Annotated in this window: 23 protein-coding genes; 6 read left to right on the forward strand and 17 right to left on the reverse strand. The window is 71.1% G+C overall.

Annotated features, from left to right (window positions below):
* Window positions 1-47: 47 nt before the first annotated feature.
* From ACX80L_RS00580 to alr, 6 genes are all read right to left on the reverse strand, one after another.
* Window positions 48-1,286: an MFS transporter gene (locus ACX80L_RS00580; RefSeq protein ID WP_459287050.1), complete on the reverse strand. Its 1,239-nt coding sequence runs from the start codon at window positions 1,284-1,286 to the stop codon at window positions 48-50.
* Between the two features lie 113 nt (window positions 1,287-1,399).
* On the reverse strand, window positions 1,400-2,485 hold the full coding sequence (gene tsaD / locus ACX80L_RS00585; RefSeq protein WP_459287052.1) for a tRNA (adenosine(37)-N6)-threonylcarbamoyltransferase complex transferase subunit TsaD: 1,086 nt from the start codon (window positions 2,483-2,485) through the stop codon (window positions 1,400-1,402).
* Entirely contained in the window at window positions 2,482-2,949 is a 468-nt protein-coding gene (rimI, locus tag ACX80L_RS00590; RefSeq protein ID WP_133082461.1) for a ribosomal protein S18-alanine N-acetyltransferase, read from the reverse strand. Before rimI ends, tsaD begins: the two co-directional genes overlap by 4 nt.
* The gene (gene tsaB, locus ACX80L_RS00595; protein ID WP_459287055.1) at window positions 2,946-3,626 is read right to left on the reverse strand and encodes a tRNA (adenosine(37)-N6)-threonylcarbamoyltransferase complex dimerization subunit type 1 TsaB; all 681 of its coding nucleotides are present in this window, start codon (window positions 3,624-3,626) and stop codon (window positions 2,946-2,948) included. The genes rimI and tsaB overlap by 4 nt, the downstream gene beginning before the upstream one ends.
* A 9-nt stretch (window positions 3,627-3,635) precedes the next feature.
* The gene (tsaE, locus tag ACX80L_RS00600; protein WP_459287057.1) at window positions 3,636-4,184 is read right to left on the reverse strand and encodes a tRNA (adenosine(37)-N6)-threonylcarbamoyltransferase complex ATPase subunit type 1 TsaE; all 549 of its coding nucleotides are present in this window, start codon (window positions 4,182-4,184) and stop codon (window positions 3,636-3,638) included.
* Complete coding sequence (gene alr / locus ACX80L_RS00605) at window positions 4,168-5,334, reverse strand: alanine racemase (RefSeq protein ID WP_459287059.1); 1,167 nt, start codon at window positions 5,332-5,334, stop codon at window positions 4,168-4,170. Before alr ends, tsaE begins: the two co-directional genes overlap by 17 nt.
* A gap of 130 nt (window positions 5,335-5,464) precedes the next feature.
* On the opposite strand from alr, the gene ACX80L_RS00610 reads away from it, so the two are divergent.
* Window positions 5,465-6,043, forward strand: a complete 579-nt coding sequence (locus tag ACX80L_RS00610) for a GIY-YIG nuclease family protein (RefSeq protein WP_459287061.1) — start codon at window positions 5,465-5,467, stop codon at window positions 6,041-6,043.
* Between the two features lie 55 nt (window positions 6,044-6,098).
* On the opposite strand, the gene ACX80L_RS00615 is transcribed toward ACX80L_RS00610, so the two are convergent.
* Complete coding sequence (locus ACX80L_RS00615) at window positions 6,099-7,229, reverse strand: PfkB family carbohydrate kinase (protein WP_133082457.1); 1,131 nt, start codon at window positions 7,227-7,229, stop codon at window positions 6,099-6,101.
* Window positions 7,230-7,350: 121 nt separating this feature from the next.
* Between ACX80L_RS00615 and ACX80L_RS00620 the strand changes: the two genes are divergently transcribed.
* Window positions 7,351-8,721, forward strand: coding sequence for a 6-phospho-beta-glucosidase (locus ACX80L_RS00620; protein ID WP_459287062.1), 1,371 nt, complete (start codon window positions 7,351-7,353; stop codon window positions 8,719-8,721).
* Here the strand turns inward: ACX80L_RS00620 and ACX80L_RS00625 are convergent.
* The 9 genes from ACX80L_RS00625 to glmS all read right to left on the reverse strand — a co-directional run bounded on the left by ACX80L_RS00625 (window position 8,676) and on the right by glmS (window position 22,485).
* On the reverse strand, window positions 8,676-9,434 hold the full coding sequence (locus ACX80L_RS00625) for an HpcH/HpaI aldolase family protein (RefSeq protein WP_459287064.1): 759 nt from the start codon (window positions 9,432-9,434) through the stop codon (window positions 8,676-8,678). The genes ACX80L_RS00620 and ACX80L_RS00625 overlap by 46 nt on opposite strands.
* A 185-nt stretch (window positions 9,435-9,619) precedes the next feature.
* The gene (gene mgrA, locus ACX80L_RS00630; protein WP_459287066.1) at window positions 9,620-10,666 is read right to left on the reverse strand and encodes an L-glyceraldehyde 3-phosphate reductase; all 1,047 of its coding nucleotides are present in this window, start codon (window positions 10,664-10,666) and stop codon (window positions 9,620-9,622) included.
* A gap of 54 nt (window positions 10,667-10,720) precedes the next feature.
* Window positions 10,721-11,926, reverse strand: coding sequence for a GGDEF domain-containing protein (locus ACX80L_RS00635; RefSeq protein ID WP_459287068.1), 1,206 nt, complete (start codon window positions 11,924-11,926; stop codon window positions 10,721-10,723).
* A 156-nt stretch (window positions 11,927-12,082) separates the two neighbouring features.
* On the reverse strand, window positions 12,083-13,837 hold the full coding sequence (gene treZ, locus ACX80L_RS00640) for a malto-oligosyltrehalose trehalohydrolase (protein ID WP_459287070.1): 1,755 nt from the start codon (window positions 13,835-13,837) through the stop codon (window positions 12,083-12,085).
* Window positions 13,834-16,149: a malto-oligosyltrehalose synthase gene (gene treY, locus ACX80L_RS00645; protein ID WP_459287072.1), complete on the reverse strand. Its 2,316-nt coding sequence runs from the start codon at window positions 16,147-16,149 to the stop codon at window positions 13,834-13,836. The genes treZ and treY overlap by 4 nt, the downstream gene beginning before the upstream one ends.
* Window positions 16,150-16,196: 47 nt before the next feature.
* Window positions 16,197-18,383: a glycogen debranching protein GlgX gene (gene glgX, locus ACX80L_RS00650; RefSeq protein ID WP_133082449.1), complete on the reverse strand. Its 2,187-nt coding sequence runs from the start codon at window positions 18,381-18,383 to the stop codon at window positions 16,197-16,199.
* A gap of 137 nt (window positions 18,384-18,520) precedes the next feature.
* Entirely contained in the window at window positions 18,521-20,074 is a 1,554-nt protein-coding gene (locus tag ACX80L_RS00655) for a bifunctional ADP-dependent NAD(P)H-hydrate dehydratase/NAD(P)H-hydrate epimerase (protein WP_459287074.1), read from the reverse strand.
* Between the two features lie 44 nt (window positions 20,075-20,118).
* Window positions 20,119-20,490 carry a holo-ACP synthase gene (locus tag ACX80L_RS00660; protein WP_133082447.1) on the reverse strand — a complete coding sequence of 124 codons (372 nt, stop codon included), beginning with the start codon at window positions 20,488-20,490 and terminating at the stop codon, window positions 20,119-20,121.
* A 54-nt stretch (window positions 20,491-20,544) separates the two neighbouring features.
* The gene (glmS, locus tag ACX80L_RS00665) at window positions 20,545-22,485 is read right to left on the reverse strand and encodes a glutamine--fructose-6-phosphate transaminase (isomerizing) (protein ID WP_133082446.1); all 1,941 of its coding nucleotides are present in this window, start codon (window positions 22,483-22,485) and stop codon (window positions 20,545-20,547) included.
* A 61-nt stretch (window positions 22,486-22,546) separates the two neighbouring features.
* Between glmS and coaA the strand changes: the two genes are divergently transcribed.
* Together coaA and ACX80L_RS00675 are read left to right on the forward strand one after the other, a co-directional pair.
* Window positions 22,547-23,524, forward strand: a complete 978-nt coding sequence (gene coaA / locus ACX80L_RS00670) for a type I pantothenate kinase (RefSeq protein ID WP_459267151.1) — start codon at window positions 22,547-22,549, stop codon at window positions 23,522-23,524.
* A gap of 2 nt (window positions 23,525-23,526) precedes the next feature.
* Window positions 23,527-24,369 (forward strand): M15 family metallopeptidase, encoded by an 843-nt coding sequence (locus tag ACX80L_RS00675; protein WP_459287076.1) that lies wholly within the window; start codon window positions 23,527-23,529, stop codon window positions 24,367-24,369.
* 31 nt (window positions 24,370-24,400) lie between these two features.
* Here the strand turns inward: ACX80L_RS00675 and ACX80L_RS00680 are convergent, their stop codons facing one another.
* A complete protein-coding gene (locus ACX80L_RS00680) occupies window positions 24,401-25,132 on the reverse strand; it encodes an SDR family NAD(P)-dependent oxidoreductase (RefSeq protein ID WP_459267153.1) in 732 nt (243 codons plus the stop codon).
* A gap of 188 nt (window positions 25,133-25,320) precedes the next feature.
* On the opposite strand from ACX80L_RS00680, the gene ACX80L_RS00685 reads away from it, so the two are divergent.
* Together ACX80L_RS00685 and ACX80L_RS00690 are read left to right on the forward strand one after the other, a co-directional pair.
* Window positions 25,321-25,581, forward strand: a complete 261-nt coding sequence (locus tag ACX80L_RS00685) for a hypothetical protein (protein WP_459287078.1) — start codon at window positions 25,321-25,323, stop codon at window positions 25,579-25,581.
* A 30-nt stretch (window positions 25,582-25,611) separates the two neighbouring features.
* The gene (locus tag ACX80L_RS00690; RefSeq protein WP_459287080.1) at window positions 25,612-25,950 is read left to right on the forward strand and encodes a hypothetical protein; all 339 of its coding nucleotides are present in this window, start codon (window positions 25,612-25,614) and stop codon (window positions 25,948-25,950) included.
* Window positions 25,951-26,023: the final 73 nt, after the last annotated feature.

The following is a 26,023-nucleotide window of genomic DNA, read 5'->3' on the forward strand; positions in this document are numbered from 1 at the left end:
TCGCTGATGCCGGCCTCCCCTCGTCGATGTCCGCCGTGCCCCCTACGCTACCGGGCGGCGCGCGCTTCGGGACCTGCCGCTGCAGGCGAGGTCGCGGCAGCGGGCCACGACACCAGGGCGGCGACGGTCCCGCCGGCGGCCAGCACGGCGAGGCAGAGAGCGGCCGCCGGCTGTCCCGCCGCTGCGCCGATCCAGCCCGCGATCGGATAGGTCAGCATGAAGCAGGCGTGGCTGAGCGAGAACTGCGCCGTGAAGAGAGATCCCCTCGTGGCATCGATGGCAACACGCCGCAGCAGCCTCGAGGAGGGCGTGCTGATCATGGAGGTCCCGACGCCCAGGACCGCCCAGAGCGCCAGGAAGACCCACCACGGCGAGCCGGCGCCCGCCACGACCGCGGCGGCCAGGACACCGGCGGGCAGGATGGCCGCGCCGATCAGCATGAACGTACGGTCGGAGATGCCCTCGAGGACCCGAGGGGCCGCGAACGCCACGAGCATGGAGCCCGCCCCGTAGACGGCCAGGGCCAGGGCGACGTCTGTGTTGGTGCCCGCGAACAGGTCCCGTGCGTACACCACGGTGTTGACCAGGACCAGGGCCGTGGCCGCGGCGACGACGAGGTTCAGCGCCAGCAGGCCGCGCAGGCTCGGCTCCCGCAGGAAGATCCGCGTGCCCAGCGTGGTGCGGTGCAGCAGCGAGCCCTGACCGGCGACCGCCGGGATCGCCGGCAGGCGCGTGACGAGGACCATGAGCGCGGAGGCCAGGAACCCGAGCATCGTCCCGAGGAACAGGTCCGAGTACGAGAGCACGGACAGCAGTGCCGCAGCGAGCAGCGGGCTGACGAGGGATTCGACGTCGTACGCGAGCCGCGACAGCGAGAGCGCCCTGGTGTAGTCCTTCTCGGCCGGCAGGACCAGCGGGATCAGGGCCTGGAACGCCGGCGTGAAGGTTGCCGAGGCCGACTGGAGGAGAAAGACCAGGACGTAGACCTGCCAGATCTGGTCGAGGAAGGGAAGGCTGAGGGCGACCATGGCACGCACCCCGTCCGCGGCGACGAGGACCACCTTGCGGGGCAGGCGTTCGACCACCGCGGCCATGACGGGAGCCACGACGACGTACGCGATCATCTTGATGGTGAGGGCCGTGCCGAGCACTGCGCCCGCCCGTTCTCCGGCCAGGTCGAAGGCCAGCAGTCCGAGCGCCACGGTGAGCAGCCCGGTGCCGAGGAGCGCCACCACCTGGGCGGTGAACAGATTCCGGTATGAGGTGGAACGCAGGACGGAGAGCATGATGAGAGGCCGTTTCGTCGGGGACGGAGACTCCACTATACGTGCAGACTTACGCACACGATGACTTTTCGTCGTCCGGTGTTCCGACCGGTCGCGGGCCGGAGCTGCCGCCCTCAGGCTCCGGGGAGGACGATACTCGTGACGGGGAGCGAGGGATCGGTCCCGAAGGCGATCCCGCTCGGCGCCCCGCCGGCCATCACGATCTGCGCACCGAGGGCCGCGACCATCGCACCGTTGTCGGTACAGAGCGACGGCGCCGGGACGGTGAGCGTGATGCCCGCAGCCGTGCACCGCTCCCGCGTCAGGTCCCGGAGCCGCCGGTTCGCTGCGACTCCACCGCCCAGCAGGAGGTTCGTGATGCCGTGCTCCCGGCACGCGAGGACGGCCTTCGAGGTGATGATGTCCACCACGGCCTCCTGGAAGGACGCGGCGATGTCGGCGACGGGGACGTCCAGCCCTGCTGCCTCGTACTGCTCCACGGCGCGGGCGACCGCCGTCTTGAGCCCGCTGAAGGACCAGTCGTAGCGGTGCGGGCCGGGTTCCTCGGCCGTTCCCATGTACTTGGGTTGCGAGAGCCCGCGCGGGAAGCGGATGGCTTTCGGGTCGCCCTCCGCCGCCAGCCGGTCGATGGCGGGTCCGCCCGGATACCCGAGGCCCAGGATGCGCGCGGTCTTGTCGTACGCCTCGCCGGCGGCGTCGTCGATGGTCGAGCCCAGCAGCTCGACGTCGTTCGCGATGTGTCCCACGCGGAGGATCTCCGTGTGGCCACCGGACACGAGCAGCGCTCCGAGGTTCGGCGGCAGCCCGTCGGCGAAGGTGCCGCCGACCATGCCGACGCCGACGTGCGCCACCAGGTGGTTGATCGCGTAGAGCGGCTTGCCGGTCGCGACGGCGAGCGCCTTCGCTGCGGACACACCCACCATCAGCGCGCCCGAGAGTCCCGGGCCGGCCGTGACCGCGATGGCATCGAGCTCGTCGAGGGTGACGCCGGCGTCGTCGAGCGCGGACCGCAGTGTCGGCACGAAGGCCTCGAGGTGCGCCCGTGAGGCGATCTCGGGGATGACGCCGCCGAAGCGCACGTGCTCGTCCATGGAGGAGGACACGGTGTTGGTCAGGAGGCGGGTGCCGCGGACGATCCCGACACCGGTCTCGTCGCAGGACGACTCGATGCCGAGGATCAGCGGTTCTGCGGTCGTCACGGTGTCTCCCCGTCCTCGGTGGCCAGTGCGAGCCTCATGACCCAGGCGTCGACGCCGTCGCGGTAGTACCTCTTCCGCGTGTGGATCCGTGCGAAACCGAAGCGCGTGTACAGCTGCTGCGCACGCGGGTTGTCCGCCCGCACCTCGAGCATCACGTTGTCGGCGCCCCGCCGCCGGGCTTCGTCGAGCAGCTCGGTGAGCAGGGCCCGGCCGATGCCCTGGCCCTCGAAGCGGGGCAGCACGCCGATGGTCTGGATGTCGGCCGTCGTGGCGAGGACCATGAGGCCCGCGTATCCCACTGCCTCGCCGTCCACCTCCGCCACGATGTAGCGCCGTGTGTCCGGCTGGAAGAACTCGGAGTAGAACATCTCGATGGGCCAGGCGTCGGCCGGGAAGAGCTCTTCCTCCAGCCCTCCGATCGTCTCGATGTCCTCGAACGTCAGGTCCCGCAGGGTGTACCTCACGCCGTCGCCCGCTTCCGCGGCCCGGGCACTCGTGCGTCGGACTCCCGCAGATAGAGCGGAGAGGTGTCCCGGAGGTCCTGTCCGGTGAGGAGGCGCAGGCGGGCCACGCGACCGAGCGCGGCCGCGTCCGGGTCGGACGACGCGAAGGCCGGGACGCCGTCGACGTCGTCCGGGTAGAGCCCTGCTGCCCGGCCCACGAGCGGCAGCCCCTCGGGCAGGCCGGCGGCGGCGCCGACGTGGGGGCCGTCGAGGAGTTCGGGCAGGCTCCCGCCGTCCGTCGGCATGCCGTACTCGGCCCAGTAGACCTCGCCGCGACGCGCGTCCGTCCCGACGAGGAATCTCCTCCCGGCCGGGAGGACTCCGCCCGCTGCGGCATCGAGGGCCAGGGCGTCGAGGCTCATGACGCCGTGGAGGGGTACGCCCCAGACGAAGCCGAGCGTGCGGGCCGTGACGAGCCCCGCCCGCAGCCCGGTGAACGGGCCCGGCCCCACGCCCGCGACGACGGCGTCGAGTTCCGTGCCCGCGACGCCGGCATCGTCGAGGATGCGCTGCACCGCGGGAGCGAGGACCTCGGCGTGCGACCGGGTGTCGGAGCTGCCGAACCGGCCGACGACGACGTCGTCCCGCAGGAGCGCGACCGTGGCCGCGGCGGAGGTGTCGATGGCGAGGAGAAGCACCGGTCCAGCCTAGTCGAGCGGGAGTCCGGGCTGCTGTCCGGTCCACCGTGGCCCCACACCGGTGAGGGTGACGGTGCGCACCTCGTCCACGCCGTCGTCGTCGAACACTGTGACCAATTCCCCGTCTGCTGCCGTGGGCCCGGTACCGCCGAGCGGCCGTGCGATGTCCACCCGGAGCCAACTGTCGCTCAGGTGCTCCACGCGGCCGGCCCCCCACTCGATGACCGTGACGTTGGCGGCCATGGTGGCCTCGAGGTCCAGGTCGTCGACCGCGGCCGCACTCTCGAGCCGGTACGCGTCCACGTGGATGAGGCCCGGGCCGTCGCCCCTCGAGGAGTGCTGGCGGACGAGCACGAAGGTCGGCGAGATGATGCGGTCCTCGACCGCGAGGCCCCGCCCGAGCCCCTGGGTGAAGGTCGTCTTGCCGGCGCCGAGCTCACCCGAGAGGACCAGCAGGTCACCCGGTCGGAGCTGCGGCGCGAGGGCCGCGGCGAGTGCCTGCAGTTCGGTGGCCGAGCCGACGTCGTAGGACGCCGTCCAGTCAGGCGTCGGCGTCATCGCCCGCGCTCCCCTTCCCCGGGTCCAGGTAGATCCGCTCCACGCGGTCGCTGATCCGGGTCACCACCTCGTAGTTGATGGTCTGTGCGGCAGCGGCCCAGTCCTCGACGGCCGGGGAACCGGCTCCGCCGAACAGCACGGCGCGCTTGCCCAGCGGACCGTCCGGTGCGTCGGCGATGCCCGTGGTGCCGAAGTCGATGACGAGCTGGTCCATCGCGATCCGGCCGACCACCGGGTACATCCGGCCGCCGACGAGCACCGGGGCGCCGGTGGCGATGCGTGGAACGCCGTCCCCGTAACCGACGGGGATCAGCCCGAGCGTGGTGGGTTTCTGCGTGCGGTAGGCGTAGCCGTAGGACACGCCCTGCCCGGCGGGCACTTCCTTGCAGTTCGAGACGGTGGTGCTGAAGGTCATGACGGGCCGCAGTCCGAGGTCTGCGGAGTCCTGGTCGGAGAAGGGCGAGAGCCCGTAGATGCCGAGGCCCACGCGCACCAGGTCGAAGTGGCAGTCGGGCCGGGAGAACGTCGCCGGTGTGTTCGCCAGGTGCCGCACCTCCACATCGATCCCCGCGTTCTCCGCGGCGGCGACGGCCTCCCGGAACGCCTGCACCTGCAGATCCGTCTCCGGTCGGGCAGGCTCGTCCGCCACGGCGAGGTGGGAGAAGATCCCGACAACGCGGATCAGCCCTTCCTCCTGGTGGGCCACCGCCCTGCTGAGCAGGGCGTCCCACTTCTCCGGCGGACAGCCGTTGCGGCCCAGGCCCGTGTCGATCTTCAGGTGCACGATGGCGGGGCGCTCGAGTTCACGCGCCGCGGCGACCACCCGCTCGAGCTCCCAGCCCGAGATCCCGAGGTCGAGCCCGTGTTCGACGCCTGCGGTGAAGTCGGTCCCTGCGGTGTGCAGCCAGGCCAGGATCGGCGCCTCGATGCCGGCCCTGCGCAGTGCGACGCCCTCGCTGATGTGGGCTACACCGAGCCATGCGGCACCGGCCTCGAGCGCGGCGCGCGCCACCGGCACCGCACCGTGGCCGTAGGCGTTCGCCTTCACGACGGCCATGACCCGTGCGGGGTGGGCGACGTCGCGCAGGTGCCGGATGTTGTGCCGCAGGGCATCGAGGTCGATCTCTGCAACGCGCTCGGTGGAAGTCACTCACCCCATTCTGCCAGCTCGGTGGGAGCCGCCGCCGTCGGAACCTCCTGCCGCCATCCTCCAGCAGGTTCGGAGCCCGGCCGGCGCACACGGGTTGCAGCCGGGCACGGCGGGAGGAAGGATCGAAGGCATGGTCGAACCCCCGTCAGGCACCCGCGGCTGCGTGCTCCCCGACGGTGACGGAGGCTCCTGCGGTCGTGCCGCGGGCGACGGACCGTTCCCCGTCTGCCCGACGCATGCGGCGCTGGTCGCGGAGTGGGTCGGCGCCGAGTACGGCACCACGGACCTGCTGCCGGGCGCCTGCGCGGCCTGCGGCTCGCGGCTCGGCGTGCGGTACGCGTCGGGGTGGGCGTGCGCCGCCTGCGAGTGGCGGGTCGGCGACGCCCTCGATGACGGGCTGCCGCCGCCGCGCGTCGACGTCGTCTACTACATCCGGTACCGGGACCGCATCAAGATCGGCACGACGGCGAACCCGCGGCAGCGGCTGGCCCGGATCTGGCACGACGAGGTCCTCGCCTTCGAGCGCGGCGACCGCCTGGTGGAGCACCGACGGCACGAGCAGTTCGCCACCTGGCGCCTCGGCCGGTCCGAGTGGTTCGCGGGCGCTCCGGAGATCGAGGAGCACATCGGCCGGCTCGCCGCCGGCGTCACTGATCCCTGGGCGCGGTACGCCCGCTGGCTCGGCGAGGCAGCCGCCCTCCGAGGGTGACGCCCCACCGGCGATCGTCCCGACCCTGCCGTCCGCCGCCTCCCGTGCGGGCGGCTCAGCCGGTCCCGTCCGAGCAGGGCTCGGGCGGACGTGTCGGCGGCGACGCGTCGGAGTGCCGCGCGATCGTCGCCGTCGCCCGGCGCAACGCCTCGGACGGGACATCGGACACCAGGTCCTCGAGGAAGGCGTACCGGCGCAGCCACTGCTTACGGATGCCGTCGCGCCCTTCGCTGACGCGGTGCCACCAGTCCGCGATATCGCCCCACCCCGGCGCGGCCAGGGATCCTCCCACGTGCTGCACCGACAGCGACGCGCAGAGATTGGCGAAGCTGAGGCGGTCCGCGAGGGAGAAGCCCGCGAGGTCGGCCATCACGAAGGCCGCTCCGAAGCAATCGCCCGCACCGGTCGGATCGTAGGCCGACACCGGCAGTGCCGGCACCCACTCCTCCTCACCCGTGACCGAATCGATGGCGATGGCGCCCTGCTGGCCCACCGTGACGACGGCGACCGGCACGCGGTCCGCCAGCGAGTACAGGGCGGTCCAGGGGTCGTCCGTGCGCGTGTACGCCATCGCCTCGACCGCGTTCGGCATGAACGCGTAGAAGTGCTCGAGCGACTCAAGCGTCTCCGCCGCCCACTCCCCCGCGGGATCCCAGCCGACGTCGCCGAACAGCTTCGTCCCCTGGGCCGCGGCCGCCCGCGCCCACTGCTCCACCTCGGGCTCGACGCCCACGATGGCGGCGCGGCACGACGGCGGCGTCCCGATCAGCTCCGATGCACGCAGTGGTGCGGGGTGCCCGTGCGTCACCATGGAACGGTCCTGGTGCACGGAGAGGGACACGGTCACCGGCGAGTGCCACTGCCCGAAGACGCGCGACCTCGACAGGTCCACGTGCTCCTGGTCCTGCAGCACGTCCCAGTTGAACTGGCCGTAGCCGTCGTCGCCGAAGGCCGCGGCGAGCGTGGTGTGGAGCCCGAGCCTGCTCGCGGCGATGGCCTGGTTCGCGATGCCCCCGGGCCCGGATCCCATGCCGTCGGTCCAGACCTCCGTGCCCGGTGAGGGCAGCTGGTCGAGCCCGGTGAAGCTGATGTCGAAGAACACCTGCCCGGCGAGCAGGAGATCGAACTCGGGACTGTCCGGCGCGCGTGTGGCCGCCAGCGGATCGAAGCGGTGCTGATGGGCCATGTACGGCAGAATACTTCCAAGGCGCCGGTCGCGGGGCGGCAGGCGCCATCGAACACCGTGCACGGCACCGCCGCCGGGCACGCACCGCAGCGGACCACCCACCACGGAAGCGGGTCGAGCCTTGCCCAGTACTGACGGAACCGGCGCACGCCTGGTCATCGTGGGCGGCGGCGGCTTCCGGGTGCCGCTGGTCTACCGCGCACTTCTCGAGGGCCCGTTCGCCGGGCTCGTGTCCGACGTCGTCCTGCTCGACGCGCTACCGGAGCGCGCGCACGCCGTCGCCCGGGTGCTGGGTGCGCTGCCGGAGCCCGCCGGCCGCCCGGCGCCGTCGGTGCGCGTGGAGTCCCGTCTCGAGGACGCGCTGCCAGGGGCGGACATCGTGTTCGCCGCGGTGCGGAGCGGCGGAGCGGAGGGCCGCATCCTCGACGAGCGCGTGGCCCTGGCCGCCGGCCTGCTGGGACAGGAGACCGTCGGAGCAGGCGGGATCTCCTACGCCCTGCGGTCCATCCCGGACATGATGCGTGTCGCCACCCTGATGCGCGACCATGCCCCCGACGCCTGGCTGATCAACTTCACGAACCCCGCGGGGATGGTCACCGAGGCGGTCTCGGCGGTCCTGGGCTCGCGGGTCGTCGGGATCTGCGATTCGGCGTCGGGCCTCGTGACGCGGGCCGCGCGGGCGGCCGGCGTGGACCTGCACGGCTCGCTCGCGGGCGTCGACTACGTCGGCCTGAACCATCTCGGCTGGCTCCGCGGCCTGGCCGCGGACGGGACCGACCGCCTTCCCGCACTCCTGGCCGATCCCGCGCGGCTCGCCGGCTTCGAGGAGGGACGCCTGTTCGGCCCCGACCTCCTGAGGACCCTCGGTGCCCTGCCCAACGAGTACCTGTTCTACTACTACTTCCACCGGGAGGCCCTGCGGTCCATCCGGAGTGCTGACAGGACGCGGGGGGAGATTCTCCGCGACCAGCAGCAGGACCTGTACCCGCGCCTGCTCGCCGCGGCGGAACCACTCGCCGTGTGGGAGGACGCCCGGCGGGAACGGGAGTCCGGCTACCTCGCCGAGGCGCGCGGCGAGGACGAACAGCGCGACGAGGCGGACCTCGCCGGCGGCGGGTACGAGCGCGTGGCCCTCGAGGTCATGCGCGCCCTGCTCACGGGCCGCCGCGCGGAGCTCATCCTGAACGTCCGCAACGCGTCGACCTTCCCCGGGCTGCCTCCGGACGCCGTCGTGGAGGTCCCGTCCGTCGTCGACGGCTCGGGCGCCCGTCCACTGGCCGCCGCGCCGCTGACGCTGCACCAGCTCGGCCTCATGGCGGACGTCAAGGCCGTGGAGCAGGACACCGTCCGGGCCGCGGTGCACGGGGACCGCGACTCGGCCCTTCGTGCACTCGCGGGCCATCCGCTGGTCGACTCGTTCCATTCGGCCGCGAGGGTCCTTGCAGGCTACGAGGAGGCATTCCCCGCGCTGGGAGCGTCCTGGTCCGGCTGATGCCGACCGTCGGCGTGCATGCGGCGCCGCACCTCGTCCGCCCCCAGGGGCAGCAGGCCGGTGTCCGTCGTGGCCGCGATCCAGGAGAAGCCCGCCGCGCCGAGGATCGCCGCGCGTTCGGGCGTGCCCGCGTAGGCACCCGCCCGGATCCCCGCGACCCTGCAGGCGCCGATGATCCTCTCCAGCGGAGCGCGCTCCCCCGTGGACGCGAGGAGGTCGTCGACCTCCAGCCCGAGGGCGAGCGACAGATCGAACGGACCGACGAAGATCATGTCCACCCCGGGGACCGCGGCGATCCCCTCCACCGCCTCCAGGGCGCGGGCGGTCTCGATCATCACCGAACACAGCGGGACGGCGTGCCGTCCGCCGTCGGAGCCCGGCTGGTGGACCGGCCGGGCGCCGTGGAGCGGCCCCCAGCTCCTGGCCCCGAGGGGAGGGTAGTGGCTGGCGGCCACAGCCGCTTCGGCGTCGGCCACGGTGTCCACGAGGGGCACGACGACGCCGTCCGCGCCCGCGTCGAGCGCCCGGCCGATGAGTGCGGCGTCATTGGCTGCGACCCGCAAGAGCATCGGGGCGTCGCCCGCCGACCGCCGACCGAGGGTGTCCCGCAGCCCACGATCGTCGAAATGACCGTGCTGCGCGTCGAGGCCCACCCAGCCGAGGCCGGCCGCCGCCAGTGCGTTCGCGAGTCGGGCTCGCCGAGGGTGGCCCACACGCCGAGCATCGGGTCCCGGCCAGGCATTCCGTCAGTCATCCCCCATTGTCACCCTCGACCGGGTCCGACGGCGCCGGGGTGGCACGCGGACCCGCGCTTCGGGGACGCGCCGGGACGACCCCGAAGCGCGTGCGTCCCCGGCCGGCGGGCGCGCCGCTTCCGCCCGCCGGCCCGATGACCGGGTCAGGCGTCCAGTGCCCGTGCCCAGAGGTTGATGTCCGAATCGACGGCGAACTCGTCGATGGCGTGCAGCTCCTCCGAGGTGAAGTCGAGGTTCTGCACGGCTGCCAGGCTGTCCTCCAGCTGGCGGACACTGGAGGCGCCGATGAGCGCCGACGTGATGGGTGAACCCTTGACCTGCGGACGCAGGATCCAGGCGATGGCCATCTGGGCGAGGCTCTGGCCGCGGCCCTCGGCGATCGCGTTCAGCCCCCGCACCCGGCGGAGGTTGTCCTCCGACAGGTGGTCCTCGGAGAGCGACTTCTGGGCGGCGGCGCGCGAGTCGGCGGGCACCCCGTCGAGGTAGCGGCTCGTCAGCAGGCCCTGCGCCAGCGGCGAGAAGGCGATCGATCCGGCACCCGTGGCCTCGAGTGCCTCCGGCAGGTTCGGTTCCCCGTTTTCCACCCACCGGTTCAGCATCGAGTACGAGGGCTGGTGGATCAGCAGCGGCGTGCCGAGATCCGCCAGGATCGCGGCGGCCTGCAGCGTCCGCTTGGGCGAGTAGGACGAGATCCCGGCGTAGAGCGCCCGTCCGGAGCGCACCGCGGTGTCCAGCGCGCCCATCGTCTCCTCGAGCGGCGTCTCGGGGTCGGGGCGGTGGCTGTAGAAGATGTCCACGTAGTCAAGCCCCATGCGCTCGAGGGACTGGTCGAGGCTCGCCAGCAGGTACTTCCGGGAGCCGAAGTTGCCGTACGGGCCCGGCCACATGTCGTACCCGGCCTTGCTGGAGATCACGAGTTCGTCGCGGAACGGGCGGAAGTCGTCCTTCAGGTGGCGGCCGAAGTTCGTCTCCGCGCTGCCGTAGGGCGGGCCGTAGTTGTTGGCGAGGTCGAAGTGGGTCACGCCGAGGTCGAACGCCCGGCGGAGGATGGCCCGCTGCGTGTCGAAGGGCTTGTCATCACCGAAGTTGTGCCACAGGCCCAGGGAGACGGCGGGAAGCTGCAGTCCGCTCCGTCCCACTCGGCGGTACGGCATCTTCTCATAACGGTCATCAGCGGGGTGGTAGGTCATCCCCTCATCCTAGGCGAGCGGACGCTGCTTCCCCCGGGGAGGCACGGTGGGGGCCTACGGGACCCGGAGCGGACCCGGAGGCGGCTCGGCCGATGAGCCCGGCCCCTTCCCCGCCGGGCGGATGGCGCGCACCGATTTGTTCCGCCCGCTGGCCTTGGCGGCGTAGAGCGCCTGGTCGGCCGCGGCGATCGCCGCGTCGAGATCGTAGTCCGCCGCTTCGACCGCGGCGACGCCGTAGCTCACGGTCGGCATCTCGAACCCGCCCGGCGTCGAGTGTCCCCGCAGGGCCATGCTCACGTCCCGCGTGATGTCCTCGCTCCTGGACACCGAGGCTCCGGGCAGCAGGAAGATGAACTCCTCGCCCCCGTACCGGCCCACGAGATCGGTGGAGCGGACCGTCTCGGCGCAGGCCGCGGCGAAGGCCTTGAGGACGGTGTCCCCCGCGGCATGGCCGTGGGTGTCGTTGACGCTCTTGAAGAAGTCGAGGTCGGCGAGGATCAGCGTCCCGGGCCGGTCCGTCCGGGCGAGCCGATCCGTCTGCACGGATGCGAGGTCGAGGAACCCCGAGCGGTTGAGCAGCCCCGTCAGCGCGTCCCGGTCGGCACGCGTGCGCAGGTCCGTGGCGATCTGCTCGGCGCTCAGCGCCGCTGCGCTGAAGGACACGACGACGAGCAGCAGCATGGTGATCAGGGTGGTGATGCCCGAGCCGAAGTAGGTGGTGAAGGCGTACCCGTCCTGGCCGCCGGCCACGAAGGCGATGCACCGGCCCAGGTAGAGGAGAGCCAGGAAGCCGGAGGCGACCGCCAGCGGAGCCTGCACCCTGCTGTAGCTGCTGGGCAGCCGCCACAGCTCCCACGAGGCGAGTCCGATGGTCAGCGACATCATGCCGAGGAACACCGGACCACCGGACCACGTATTGGTGGCGGGGTTGTCGACCGCCGAGGCGAGCAGCGTCAGGAGCGGTGCCGCCGACAGCTGGAGCCAGGCCGGTTTGCTGGTCCGCAGGGTCCGGGCGCCCGCCCATACACTGACCGTCCCCAGGACCAGCAGCGTGTTGGACAGCGGGTTGGCCCACACCTGGTGCCCGGTGCCGTCGAGCAGGTAGCCGGAGGATCCGATGAAGAAGAAGGCGATGGCGGCGCACCACCATGCGCTGTAGGCGGACCGGGTCTGGCGGAAGGCGACGGTGTAGAACAGCACGAAGAGGGTGATGGCGATGGCCCCGAAAGCCACCCGCAGTGTCGTGATGTCCAGGGTCATGGTGTTCCTGCCGCCTCGTGCCTTCCGGAGCCCCGCACCCACGTGGGCGGGATCCGCCTCCCCTCGGGGAAGATCTCCCGCCCAGTATGCCGGAGTCCACCGACGGTTCGTCCCGCCGGGCGCCCCTCCTGTCGTAACCCTTGCAGAGTCCGCGGGCTACGCTGCGGCGAGGCTGAGGACGAGCGCTGCATGGGGCGGCAGCTGCACGGTGTCGGCCAGCAGCCCGACGCCGTCGACCGTGGACAGCAGGACCTCGGCGTCGGCCCCGCGCACCGGGACGGTCGCCATCGTGTCGGCCAGGTTCAGCACGACGGCGGTGCTGCCGCGGTGCAGGACGATCCAGCGGCTGTCCTCGTCGAACTCCACCGAGATGCTGCCGAAGTCGGGATCGCGCAGTTCGGGGCGCGAACGGCGCAGGCGGATGAGCTCACGATAGGTGGCGAGCAGTTCGGCGTGGTGACCCTGCTCCGCCTCGGCCCACTGAAGCTTCGCGGAGGCGAACGTCGCGGGATCCTGGGGGTTGGGCACGTCCTCAGGGCGCCAGCCCATGCGCTCGAACTCCTTGAGCCGCCCCTCGGCCGTGGCCCTGCCGAGTTCCGGTTCGGGGTGGGAGGTGAAGAAGGGCCAGGGCGTGGACGCCCCGTACTCCTCGCCCATGAAGAGCATCGGGGTGAACGGACCGAGGATGTTGAGCACGGCGGCCTGCGCGAGCTGTGCCGGGTTCAGGGAGGCGCTGATGCGGTCTCCGGCCGCCCTGTTGCCGATCTGGTCGTGGTTCTGGGTCGCGACGACCAGCTGGAGCGGCGAGACGCGGGACGGATCGATCTCCCGGCCGTGGTGGCGTTCGCGGAACGACGAGTAGGTCCCGTTGTGGAAGAACCCCTTCTCGAGGACCTTCGCGAGTGCCCCGACCGAGTCGAAGTCGAGGTAGTACCCCTCGGTCTCCCCCGTGAGGTTGACGTGCACCGCGTGGTGGAAGTCGTCGCTCCACTGGCCGGCCAGTCCGTACCCGCCGACGTCGCGGCCCTGGATGAGGCGCGGGTTGTTGAGGTCCGATTCCGCGATGAGGAACAGCGGCTTGCCGAGTTCCGCCGCGCACTCGTCGGTGCGCGTGCTGAACTCCTCGAGGATGTGCACGGCGCGCTCGTCGTGCAGGGCGTGCACGGCGTCGAGGCGGAGGCCGTCCACGTGGTAGTCCCGGAACCACATGAGCAGGTTCTCGACCACGTACTCGCGGACCTCGTCCGACTGCGGTCCGTCGAGGTTCAGTGCGTCGCCCCACGTGTTGGAAAGGCCCTCCGTGAGGTAGGGGCCGAAGAGCCCGAGGTAGTTCCCGCTCGGGCCGAGGTGGTTGTGGACGACGTCCTGGATGACGCCGAGGCCCTTCCGGTGCGCGGCGTCCACGAAGCGCTGGTAGGCGGCCGGACCACCGTAGGTCTCCTGGACCGCGTACCAGAGGACCCCGTCGTAGCCCCAGTTGTGGGTCCCGTTGAAGGCGTTGACGGGCAGGAGCTCCACGTACTGCACGCCGAGGTCCACGAGGTGGTCCAGCTTGCCGATCGCCGCGTCGAGCGTCCCCTCGGGGGTGAAGGTGCCGAGGTGCATCTCGTAGATGACGCCGCCGTCGAGGCCCGGCGACTGCCACGACTCGTCCTGCCAGTCGTGGGCGCCCGGGTCGAAGGTGCGGGAGAGCTGGTGGACGCCCTCGGGCTGGCGGCGCGAGCGCGGGTCGGGAACGGGGGTGTCGGAGCCGTCGACGAGGTACCCGTAGGAGACGTCGGACGACGACGGCGGGGCGTCCGACGGATGCCACCAGTCGCCCTCGCCACGGGTCATCGGGTACTCGGTGCCGTCGGCCACAAGCGTGAGGGACTCGGCGCGGGGCGCCCAGACGTCGAACGGTGATCTCATGATGCGTCCTCCTGGACCAGTAGGGCTGCGGGGAAGATGGTGAAGAGATCGGCCGCGCGGACGGTGCCGCCCGCAACGGTGGCGCCGGTGAGCGCGCACGTGTAGGTGCCGGACGGGAGGTCCAGCGTGGTGTCCCCCCACCCGCCGCGCTGCTCGAGTCCGTAGGGCAGTCGCGTGATCAGGGTGACGGCACCCCCGCGGTCGAAGCCGAAGACGTGGTCCGCGGCCTCACCGGAGGACGGGATGGCGGTGTAGCCGGTGAACAGCTCGGAACGGTCCCGGCGGAGCTTCAGGGCGCGGGTCACCACGAGCAGCTTCGCTGCGGCGTCGGCACCGACCTGGGGCAGGGCGCCGAAGGCGAGGTCGGTGAGCACCTGACGGCGCGCGTCGTAGTCCACCTCCCGGCGGTTGTCGGGATCCACGAGCGAGGTGTCCCAGAACTCCGTGCCCTGGTAGACGTCGGGCACCCCCGGCATGGTCAGCTGGAGCAGCTTCAGGCCGATCGAGTTCGACCAGCCCGCCTGCTGGATCCGCGCGACGAGGCCCTCGATGACGGCGTTGACCGAGGCGTCGTCGAACGCCGCGTCGACGGCGGCATGCATGCCGCGCTCGAACTCCTCGTCCGGCGCCGTCCAGTGCGTACTCAGGTCGGCCTCGCGCGAGGCCTTCTCGGCGTAGGCGTGGGCGCGCTCGCGGCTCAGCGGCCATGCCCCGATCAGGGACTGCCAGAGCAGCGGCGCGAACGTCGGGTCGCCGATGGGCGCGAGGTCCTCGAGCCCCGACAGCACGTCGGTCCAGACCTCGGGCAGCTCGGACAGGACGGAGATCCGGGAGCGGGTGTCCTCGCTGCGCTTGGTGTCGTGCGTGCTGAGGGTGGTCATGGCCAGCGGGCTGTCCGTCTCCCGTTCGAGCAGCCGTCGGTGGAGTTCCAGCGGGTCGAGCGAGAAGATGGCCGGATCCGCGCCGACCTCGTTGAGGGAGACGAGCCGCGAGTACCGGTAGAACGCGGTGTCCTCGACGCCCTTCGCCATGACCATGCCGGAGGTCTGCTGGAAGCGGCGGGCCAGTTCCGTCAGCTTCCCTGGACCGCCGTCGAGGAACGGATCGAGCAGCGGGTGCAGCGCGGTGATGGTGTCCGCGAGGTCCGGCCGGCGCACCTGCGCGTCCCGCACCGCCTCGGCGAGGTACTCCGAGCCACCCGGGAGGTAGCTGCGGTAGACCGGGAAGCAGGTCAGCAGTTCGGCGATCGCGTCCGCCGCAGCCTCCGGGTCGAGGCCCGCGTCCGCCGGGACGAGCCGCGTAAGCCGCAGCACCTCGGAGCGGAGGATGCCGTCGGCGATGCCGCGCTTCGTGCCGTGGATCATCTCGTGGAACGGATCCACGGGCACGGACGCCGTGAGGGCGTGCTCGCCCGCCGGGTCCGTGAAGAGCCGGTCGATGTCGGCGAGGGCGTCGTAGCCGGTGGTTCCCTCCGTGGCCCAGTCCTCCGGCATCTTCTCCCCGGGCTCGAGGATCTTCTCCACGAGCACGTACGCGCCGCCGGTCAGGGTACGGAGATCGTCCAGGTAGCCCTTGGGATCCGCGAGGCCGTCCGGGTGGTCGATGCGCAGGCCGTCCACGAGGCCCTCGTCGAACCACCGCTTCACCTCGCTGTGGCTCTCCTCGAACACCCACGGCACCTCGACGCGCAGGCCCGCGAGCGTGTTCACGCCGAAGAAGCGCCGGTAGTTCAGCTCGCTGTCGGCGCGGCGCCAGTTCACGAGCTCGTAGTGCTGGCGCTCGTGGACCTCGGCTCCGGTGTCACCCGGATGCGCTGTCCCTTCGGCGATCGGGTACCGGTTGTCGTAGTAGTGCAGTTCGCCGTCGACGACGGTGAGCTGGTCCAGCTCGCCGTCGCCGTCGCCGAGCACCGGTACCCGGATCCGTCCGTCGTTGGCGTCCCAGTCGACGTCGAACGCCTCCGCCATGCGGGAGGAGGGTCCCTCCTCCAGCAGCTGCCACCACCAGGCGTTGTCGGCGGGCGTCTCGATGCCCATGTGGTTGGGGACGATGTCGACGAGCACGCCCATCCCCGCGGCCCGGGCGGCCTCGCTGAGTGCCACGAGGGCGCCGGGACCGCCCCGGTCGGGGTCGACGGCGGTGGGATCGGTCACGTCGTAGCCGTGGCCCGATCCCTTCTCCGCCGTGAGGATCGGCGACAGGTACACCCAGTCCACTCCGAGGTCGTGCAGGTACGGCACCAGGGCCGCGGCCCGATGCAGGTCGAACCCGCTCCGGATCTGCAGCCGGTAGGTCGATTTCGGTGTCAACACGTGGAAGTCCTCCTGGGACGGGGGTGGGTGTACCTGTCGGGGTGGTGCTAGGGGGTGCCGGTCTTGGCGGTGACCTCGTTGGCGAGGATCGCCAGGGACGCCGCGACGGAATGGTCAGCGTCCTCGACCTCCGTGTGCGCCCGCAGGACCACCATGGACTTCGCCTCGATCGAGATCGTGGCGCCGGCCGGGATGGCCTCGCTGTCCGCGTACTTGCCGGCGGTGTCGATCACTTCGTCCCAGGAGGTCCCGTACTCGTCGGAGGGGATCGTGAAGTCCACGGCCTCGTCATGGGCGTTGAAGTACAGCAGGAAGTTGGCGTCGACGATCCGCTGTCCGCGCGCGTCACGGCCCTGGATGCCCTGGCCGTTGAGGAAGACCCCGATCGAGCGGCCGAAGCCGCTGTTCCAGTCCTCGGGCGCCATCAGCTCGCCGGACGTGTCGAGCCACACGATGTCCGGCAGCGCCTCGCCCTCGCCGCGGCGCACGGGGCGCCCGTCGAAGAACCGGCGACGGCGGAACGTGGGGTGCTCGGACCGCAGGCGGTTGACGGCCGCGGTGAATTCGAGCAACGGCTGGTCCATCTTGTCCCAGTGCACCCAGCTCAGTTCGGAGTCCTGGCAGTAGGTGTTGTTGTTGCCCTCCTGCGTACGGCCCAGTTCGTCGCCGTGGAGCAGCATTGGGACGCCCTGCGAGAGCAGGAGGGTCGCGATGAAGTTACGCTGCTGCCGCACGCGGATGGCGAGCACCTCGGGATCGTCCGTCGGTCCCTCGACGCCGCCGTTCCAGGAACGGTTGTGCGACTCGCCGTCGTTGTTGTCCTCGCCGTTGGCCTCGTTGTGCTTCTCGTTGTAGGACACGAGGTCGCGCAGCGTGAAGCCGTCATGGGCCGTGACGAAGTTGATGGACGCGACGGGGCGGCGCATCGAGTGCTCGTAGAGATCCGCCGAACCGGTGAGGCGCGAGGCGAACTCGCCGATGCTCGAGGGCTCTCCGCGCCAGAAGTCGCGGACCGTGTCGCGGTACTTGCCGTTCCACTCCGTCCACTGCGGCGGGAAGTTGCCCACCTGGTAGCCGCCGGGACCGACGTCCCAGGGCTCGGCGATGAGCTTGACCTGCGAGACGATCGGATCCTGCTGCACGAGTTCGAAGAAGGCCGAGAGGCGGTCCACCTCGTAGAACTCGCGGGCGAGGGCCGAGGCGAGGTCGAAGCGGAAGCCGTCGACGTGCATCTCCGTGACCCAGTAGCGCAGCGAGTCCATGAGCAGCTGCAGGGAGTGCGGGTTGCCGACGTTGAGCGAGTTGCCCGTGCCGGTGGTGTCCATGTAGTACTGCTTGTCGTCCTCGACCAGGCGGTAGTAGGACGCGTTGTCGATGCCGCGCATCGAGATCGTGGGACCCATGTGGTTGCCCTCGGCCGTGTGGTTGTAGACCACGTCGAGGATGACCTCGATACCGGCGAGGTGGAGTTCGCGCACCATGGCCTTGAACTCCTGGACCTGCTCGCCCTGGTCACCGGTGGAGGTGTACTTGTTGTGCGGGGCGAAGAAGCCGATGGTGTTGTAGCCCCAGTAGTTCGAGAGGCCCTTCTCCTGCAGCGTGCTGTCGTTGACGAACTGGTGCACGGGCATCAGCTCGATCGCCGTGACCCCGAGCTTCTGCAGGTGTGCGATCACGGAGGGGTGCGCGATGCCCGCGTAGGTGCCGCGCTGCTCCTCCGGGACATCCGGGTGCAGCTGCGTGAGTCCCTTGACGTGGGCCTCGTAGATGACGGACTGGTGATACGGCGTGCGCGGCATGCGGTCGCCGTCCCAGTTGAAGAACGGGTTCACGACGACGCCGAGCATCATGTGCGCCGCGGAGTCCTCGTCGTTGACGGAGTGCTCGTCACCGAAGTTGTAGCCGAACAGGGCCTGGTCCCAGTCGAGGTCACCGGCGATCGCCTTGGCGTAGGGGTCCAGGAGGAGTTTGTTCGGGTTGCAGCGGTGACCCTCGGCCGGGTTGTTGGGGCCGTGGACCCGGTAGCCGTACTTCTGTCCGGGAGTCACCTGGGGGAGGTAGCCGTGCCAGACGTAGCCGTCCACCTCCTTGAGCTCGATGCGGGTTTCCGTGCCGTCGTCGTCGAAGAGACAGAGGACCACCAGGTCCGCCACCTCGCTGTACAGCGCGAAGTTCGTTCCCGTGCCGTCATAGGTCGCGCCGAGGGGATACGCGTCGCCGGGCCATAGTTCCATGAGTTCTCCTTGATGTCTTCTGCCGTGGGCGCCTCGGGGGCGGCCACGGCGATACTCGCGGTCGTCGGGGTCCTCGGACCCCGATCTCCTGCTTCATGCATAGCGCATTCGTCTGTCGTACTGGTTAACCGTGTCGCTCACATCGCTAGGCGACGCTCCTCGAGGAGGTCCGCGACGACCGCTCCGATGTCGCCGGGAAGATCCGAGACCACCACCGGCCCACGGTGGGCCGCCCGACGGCCGGCGCGGCCGTGGATCAGCGCGCCGGCTGCGGCGACGGCGGCCCACAGGTCCACCGGGTCCACGCCGATGCGTTCCGCCGCGCCGTCGTCCTCCGCGAGCGTCGCGGCGAGTGCCCCGACGATCCCGGAGAGCGTGTCCCCGGAGCCCGCCGTGGCGAGCCAGGGGGTGGCGTCCGCCTGCACGAACAGCGCGCCGGAGGGGGCCGCGACGATCGTCGTGAACCCCTTGAGCAGGACGGTGGCGCCCGTGGCCTCGGCGGCCCTCAGCGCGAAGTGTGCGGGTTCGGCCTCGATCGCGGATCGTTCCGCCTCGACGCCGCGCGCGGCGAGCACCTCGCGCAGCTCTCCCGCGTGGGGCGTCAGGATGACCTGGGGTCCCACGCGCTCCGGTACCTCGGTGAGCGCACCGGCGTCGACGACGACCGGCAGTCCCGAGGTGATCGCGTCGCGGGCGCGTGTGCGCTGGTCGTCGTCGTCGACGGCTCCGGGACCCACCAGCCAGGCCTGGGAGCGGGCCTCCGCGACGGAGCCGGTGGAGGACACCGCCTCGGGGTTCCGCTGGTGGATCAGAGCCGCGACGGCGGGCGGTCCGAGGTAGCGCACCATGCCGACGCCGGTGGCGAGGGCCGCGCCCACCGCGAGTGCGGCTGCCCCCGGGTAGCGGATGGACCCGGCGGCGACACCGAGGACGCCGCGCGAGTACTTGTGGTCCCGGACACCCGGGACGCGGAGCAGCGCGGCGGCGTCGGCGTCGAGCAGGGTGCGTGCCGCAGGCGGGAACGGGGCGAGGTCGAGGCCGATGTCGACGACGTGCAGTTGACCGGCCGCCACGGCGCCGTCGCCGATGAGGAGCCCAGGCTTCGCGGCCCCGAAGGTGACGGTCGCGTCGGCGGGGAGGACCGGACCCTGGACGAGTCCCGTGTCGACCCCGATCCCGCTGGGCAGGTCGCAGGCGACGACGAGCGCGGAGCGGGCCGCGCGGGGCCCGGCCGCCGCGTCGATCGCCCGGACGAGGTCCGCGGCCGTGCCCCGGAGCCCTCCGCTCGCACCGGTGCCGAGGATGCCGTCGATGACGACGTCGGCCGCTGCGGCGTGCGCTGCGAGGTCGGAGACGTCGGCGCCGTCGAGGCGGACGGTGGTACCGCCGGCCCGGACGAAGGCGTCGAGGGCGTCGGCGTGCACGCGCTCGGAGGTGAGGACCGCGGTCGCACCGACCCCCCGGCGCAGGAGCCGCTCCCCCGCGTACAGGGCGTCCGCTCCGTTGTTGCCACTGCCGGCGAGCACGACGGCTGTGGCTCCGTAGATGCCGCGACCGGCGTCGCGCAGCAGCCCCAGCACCACGCCGAACAGGCCGTGGGCAGCCCGCTGCATGAGGGTGTCCCCCTGGCCGGCGTCGATGAGGGGTGCCTCCGCAGCGCGGACGTCACCCCCGGAAAAGGCGTTGAGCATATGATCGAGCTTAGCGGTAAGCCGACAGATAATCAGTACGGTTACTATTCGCCGGCCGAGGTGGCGCGGCCCTCCGCCACCACCATGGCCGTCGCGAGGCCGCCGTCGTGGCTGATCGACAGGTGCCATGTCTCGACGCCCCGGGCACGTGCCGCGGCCGCTACCGTCGCCTCGACGACGACGGAGGGGGCACCGGCGTCATCGACCGCGATGGTGCAGTGCTGCCAGTTCATGCCCACGGGTGCACCGAGGGCCTTGGCGATGGCCTCCTTGGCGGCGAAGCGCGCAGCGAGTGAACGGGTGTTGAGCCCGCGCTCGGCCGGGACGAAGAGCCGCTCCACCAGGGCGGGGGTCCGCTCGAGCTGCTGACGGAAGCGTTCGATGTCGACGACGTCGACCCCGATGCCGACGATCACGCCGCACGCCCGACGGGTGCCGCCTCGGGAGTCCGCGGCGGCACCGGGACGGCACTACTCAACCGTGACCGACTTCGCCAGGTTGCGCGGCTGGTCGACGTCGTAGCCCTTGGCGCTGGCGAGGGCGAGCGCGAAGATCTGCAGCGGGACCGTGGTGAGCAGCGGTGCGAGGAGCGTCGGCGACGCGGGCACGTAGAAGACGTGCTCCGAGTAGGCCTCCACGGAGGTGTCACCCTCCTCGGCGATGACGATCGTCACGGCACCGCGCGCTCGGATTTCCTGGACGTTGGAGACCACCTTGGCATGCAGCGAGTCGCGGGCGGTCGACGACGGCATGACCACGACGACGGGCTGGCCCTCCTCGATCAGCGCGATCGGTCCGTGCTTGAGCTCGCCGGCGGCGAACCCCTCGGCGTGGATGTACGCGAGCTCCTTGAGCTTGAGCGCGCCCTCCATGGCCACAGGGAAGCCCACGTGGCGGCCCAGGAACAGCACGGACTTCGCGTTGGACATGTCCGCGCCGAGCTGCTTGATCTTGTCGGCATCGTCGAGGATGGACTGGATCTTGGCGGGGATGGTCGAGAGGTCCGCGAGGACGTCGGCGATCTCGTCGCGGTACTTGTTGCCGCGCAGCTGTGCGAGGTAGAGGCCGAGCAGGTACGCCGCGGTGATCTGGGCGAGGAACGCCTTGGTGGAGGCGACGGCGATCTCCGGGCCGGCGTGCGTGTACAGCACGGCGTCCGATTCGCGCGGGATCGTGGAGCCGTTGGTGTTGCAGATCGCCACGACCTTGGCGCCCTGCTCCCGGGCGTAGCGCACGGCCATGAGGGTGTCCATGGTCTCGCCGGACTGCGAGATGGCGACCACGAGGGTCTTCTCGTTCACGATCGGGTCGCGGTAGCGGAATTCGTGGGAGAGCTCGACCTCGGTCGGGATCCGGCACCAGTGCTCGATCGCGTACTTGGCGACCTGACCGGCATAGGCCGAGGTACCGCACGCCAGCACCACGATCTTGTCGACGGAGCGCAGGATGGACTCGTCGATGCGCAGCTCGTCGAGCACGAGGTTGCCGGAGACGTCCGACCGGCCGAGGAGCGTCTGTCCGACGGCGTCGGGCTGGTCGTGGATCTCCTTCTCCATGAAGGACTCGAAGCCGCCCTTCTCCGCCGCCGCGGCGTCCCAGCTGACGTGGAACTCGGTGCCCTCGGCGGGCGCGCCGAAGAAGTCGGTGATCGCGACGTCGTCGGGCGTGATGGTGACGATCTGGTCCTGGCCGAGCTCGACGGCGCGGCGCGTGAAGTCGATGAAGCCCGAGACGTCGGAGCCGAGGAAGTTCTCGCCGTCGCCCAGTCCGACGACGAGCGGGGAGTTGCGGCGGCCGGCGACGACGGTGCCGGGCTGGTCCTGGTGGATGGCGAGCAGGGTGAAGGCACCCTCGAGGCGCTGGCAGGCCTGCTGCAGGGCCAGGGTGAGGAGGTCGCCCTGGGCGCCGCTGTCGACGAGCCTGCGGTACAGGAGGCCCACGAGCCCTGCCGCGACCTCGGTGTCCGTGTCGGAGAGGAAGGTGAGGCCCTCACCGGTCAGTTCCGCCTTCAGCTCGGCGTAGTTCTCGATGATGCCGTTGTGGATCAGGGCCAGCCGGCCGCCGTCGGCCAGGTGCGGGTGCGCGTTCTGGTCGGTGGGTCCGCCGTGGGTCGCCCACCGCGTGTGGCCGATGCCGGTCAGCGAGCGCGGCAGCGGGTCGGCGGCCAGTTCGTCGATGAGGTTGGTGAGCTTGCCGGCCTTCTTGCGCGATTCGATGCCGGCCGGGGTGATCACGGCGACGCCCGCGGAGTCGTACCCGCGGTACTCGAGCCGCCGCAGCCCCTCCATGACGACGTCGAGCGCGCCGTGCTGCGCTTCGGATGATTCCTGCCCGAACGCCGGGGCGACTGAGTCAAGCGCCGACGATCCCTGGCCGTGGTCCCGGCCTACATACCCCACAATTCCACACATGCCTCCAATCGTACCGGTGGCAGGATTGGTTAATGCGCAGGCCACCGGGCAGAATCGTCGGGTGAGTGACAGAAGCACGGGTACGCAGCAGGCCACCAGTGCCGAATCCTTCACACCGTTCGTCGAGCTGGACCGGCCCATGTGGTCACGTCTGTCCCATGAGATCGAGAGTCCGCTCAACATGGAGGACGTGCAGCGCCTGCGCGGACTCGGGGACGCACTGAACCTCGACGAGGTGCGCGAGGTCTACCTCCCGCTCTCCCGCCTGCTCAACCTCTACATCGCCGCGGCGGGTCAACTGCACGCGGCCACGAACACGTTCCTCGGCGAGACGACCACCAGGACCCCGTTCGTGATCGGCGTCGCCGGTTCCGTGGCGGTGGGCAAGTCGACGACGGCGAGGGTGCTCCGCGAGCTCCTGCGGCGCTGGCCGGACACCCCCGACGTGGAGCTCATCACCACGGACGGTTTTCTCTACCCCAACGCCGAACTCGAACGGCGCGGCCTGATGCAGCGCAAGGGCTTCCCCGAGTCCTACGACCGCCGCCGGCTGCTCCGCTTCGTCAGCGAGGTCAAGAGCGGCGCGGCCGAGGTGACCGCACCCTGGTACTCCCACCTCACCTACGACATCGTCCCGGGCCGGGAAGTGGTGGTGCGGCGGCCGGACGTCCTGATCGTGGAGGGCCTCAACGTCCTCGCCCCGGCACGGCCGCGACCCGACGGCATCACGGGCCTGGCGCTCAGCGACTTCTTCGACTTCTCGATCTACGTGGATGCGAAGACCGCCCATATCGAGCAGTGGTACATCGACCGCTTCCAGTCGCTGCGGTCCGGGGCGTTCGCCGACCCCGAGTCCTACTTCCACCGGTACGCGAACCTGACGGACGAGGAGGCACGGCAGACCGCCAAGGGCATCTGGGAGCGGATCAACGAGCCCAACCTGCTGGCCAACGTGCTGCCGACACGCGGACGGGCGCAACTCGTCCTCACGAAGGACGCCGACCACTCGATCCGCCGCATGCTCCTGCGGAAGACCTGACCGTGCGCCTCGTGCCGGGCGCGGCGATGGTGCTCCTGCTGGCACTCTCCGCATGCTCGGCCCCCGCTCCGGAGCCGGCGGCGGCGATCCCCACGTCGATCGCCACGCCGATCCCCACGTCGATCACGGCGGCGCCGCCACCGGACGCTGCCGCCGAGATCCCCTCCCCCGGCGACCTACCGGCCCCGGCCCAGCGTGAGCCAGCACCCGCTGCATTGGATGCGGCGCCGGGCCCGACCCCGGCGGCTGCTGCCCGGCACGCCGATCCCGGCGCCGTCGACCTGGTGGTGAACAAGCGGCGTCCCCTGGTGCCGCTGGACTACGTCCCCGCCGACCTGCGCCTGCCCGAGGTGGCGACCGCCACCGACAGGGCGCTCCTGCGTCCCGACACGGCCACGGCGGTGGAGGGGATGTTCGCGGCAGCCGCGGCCGAGGGCGTCGGGCTGGTCCTGGTCAGCGGCTACCGCTCGTTCGCCGACCAGGAATCGACGTACACGTACTGGGTGGGCGAGTACGGTGATCCTGCAGCGGCGGACACGGTGTCGGCCCGCCCCGGTTATTCGGAGCACCAGACGGGTCTCGCGTTCGACATCGGCCAGGCGGACGGGGCGTGCACGCTCGTGCTGTGCTTCCGCGACACGCCGGCCGCGCAGTGGGCTGCGGAGCATGCCGCGGACTTCGGGCTGATCCTCCGCTATCCGCTGGGGTTCCACGAGATCACCGGCTTCTCGGCGGAGTCCTGGCACTTCCGCTACGTCGGCAGGGACGTGGCCCTGGCGATGAAGGCCGCCGGGACGCAGACCCTCGAGGAGCACTACGGGCTGCCGGCGGCGCCGTCCTACTGACGTCCTTCCGGTCGGCAGGACGGCATCCCGCTCAGGGCATGGCCGGTAGCCGCACGCCGGTCTCCGCTGCCAGCGCCGCCATCAGACGGTCCTGGAAGGCCGTGTCGTGGACAGCCTCGTGCGGCCGCCGCTGCTGCCGGTGGAACCAGTAGCCGCCGCTCGTGAGTGCGTCGGGGTGGTCGCTCGTCGCGAGCCACACCTGCGTCCGGTGGCCGAGCTCGAGATCGTCCGGCGCATCGGGGCCGCCCATGCGGGTGGGGACCCATCCCGGGTCGACCGCGTGGGCGACCAGGTCGGGCCGCAGCCGGGCCAGCGCGGCGACGAACGTCGTGAGGAAGAGCTTGCTGTCCCCGTACGAGCCCGGCGTGTGTCCCCGCCAGTCCACCCCGGCGAGGGAGGCACGACCACTGTAGTGCGAGCCGCTGCTGAGGTAGACGTGGCGCTGCGGACCCTCGAGCAGTGCGGTGAGGAGGTACGGGGCTATCACGTTGACGGGCATCACGGCGTGCCCGCTCCAGACACCCGCATTGTGGATCACGGCGTCCAGCGGCACCGCCGGCCGTAGTTCGTCGGCGATGCGCACCACGGCGTCGCGGTCCTCGAGGTCCCCGACGACGACCTGCGCCCCGCGATCGCGCCGCACGAGACCGGCCGCGCGTTCGGGGGTGCGGGCGTGGGCGACGACGTCGTGCCCGTCCGCCAGCAATGCCTCCGCGGCGGCGAGGCCGAGCCCGTCCGTGGAACCGGTGACGAGGATCCTCATGCCATTGCCTTTCCGGGAACCGCGACGACCCCACCGACCCCACCGACCCAGACTCCCGCGTTCCGGTGGATCCCGCAATGCCCGCGCACGGCGCCTCGGGTCGTGCAAGGCGGAAGTGCCGGCTGACATCCTCCGGCGGGTTTCCTAGGCTGGGAGGAAGCGCCGCGGGAACCGCCGGAGGAGGCACATTGACGGACAGAACTCCCGAGGAGGACCAGCCCGCGCTCGCCCTCGATGCCATCCGGAGGGCGGGCCCGTCGATCGGCGAGGTCTGGGTCCACTACCTGAGCATGGGTGGCTGGGTGGACGAGTACGAGGTCACCGCCTATCTCCACGGTCTGATGCAGCTCGACGACCTCGACCGGGACATGATCGCCCAGTCCGTCAACGAGCTGTACGACGACGTCTGCCGGTCGCCGCGGGCGCCTTTCGCCGCCGACCTCCGCTGACCGTCCGCGTGTAGCGCGCACTGGGCGACAATGCAGGGCGCCTTCGCGGGGAGGCCCGACGCGTGGATCATCACCGAGGGGGTCGAGCGGATCGAGGAACTCGACGTCCCCGCCGCGCTCGGGGTCCCCCTCGTCCAGGGCTACCTCCTGGGCCGGCCGGGCCGGCTCTGGGTCGAGCTCGATCCGGGGATCGCCCACCGACTCGCCCGGCGGGTGCCGGACGACGCGGGCTGCTTCATGGGCCTCGTCCGCGTGGAGAGGCTTATCACGGCACTCACCGGCGCGGCGGGTGAGGTGCCGGCCGTCGCCGTCGACGAGGGATCCCGCCGGGGCACGGTCTCACATCCCCGCCGGGGCGTGGATAGGTGAACGTCACGGGGCGTTTACGCGGCATGCCAGGACCGGAAACGCGCGCTCACTAGCGTCGGGGGAAAGCAGGAAC

The organism is Arthrobacter sp. MDT1-48-3, from assembly GCF_054511015.1.

Coding starts and splice junctions, on each gene's coding strand:
- ACX80L_RS00655 (WP_459287074.1), bottom strand. CDS start 20,074: ATGCTCAACGCCTTTTCCGGGGGTGACGTCCGCGCTGCGGAGGCACCC.
- ACX80L_RS00615 (WP_133082457.1), bottom strand. CDS start 7,229: ATGGCCCATCAGCACCGCTTCGATCCGCTGGCGGCCACACGCGCGCCG.
- tsaE (WP_459287057.1), bottom strand. CDS start 4,184: ATGACGCCGACGCCTGACTGGACGGCGTCCTACGACGTCGGCTCGGCC.
- ACX80L_RS00580 (WP_459287050.1), bottom strand. CDS start 1,286: ATGCTCTCCGTCCTGCGTTCCACCTCATACCGGAATCTGTTCACCGCC.
- glgX (WP_133082449.1), bottom strand. CDS start 18,383: ATGGAACTATGGCCCGGCGACGCGTATCCCCTCGGCGCGACCTATGAC.
- ACX80L_RS00680 (WP_459267153.1), bottom strand. CDS start 25,132: ATGAGGATCCTCGTCACCGGTTCCACGGACGGGCTCGGCCTCGCCGCC.
- ACX80L_RS00635 (WP_459287068.1), bottom strand. CDS start 11,926: ATGACCCTGGACATCACGACACTGCGGGTGGCTTTCGGGGCCATCGCC.
- glmS (WP_133082446.1), bottom strand. CDS start 22,485: ATGTGTGGAATTGTGGGGTATGTAGGCCGGGACCACGGCCAGGGATCG.
- ACX80L_RS00690 (WP_459287080.1), top strand. CDS start 25,612: ATGCAGGGCGCCTTCGCGGGGAGGCCCGACGCGTGGATCATCACCGAG.
- treZ (WP_459287070.1), bottom strand. CDS start 13,837: ATGAGATCACCGTTCGACGTCTGGGCGCCCCGCGCCGAGTCCCTCACG.
- ACX80L_RS00610 (WP_459287061.1), top strand. CDS start 5,465: ATGGTCGAACCCCCGTCAGGCACCCGCGGCTGCGTGCTCCCCGACGGT.
- mgrA (WP_459287066.1), bottom strand. CDS start 10,666: ATGACCTACCACCCCGCTGATGACCGTTATGAGAAGATGCCGTACCGC.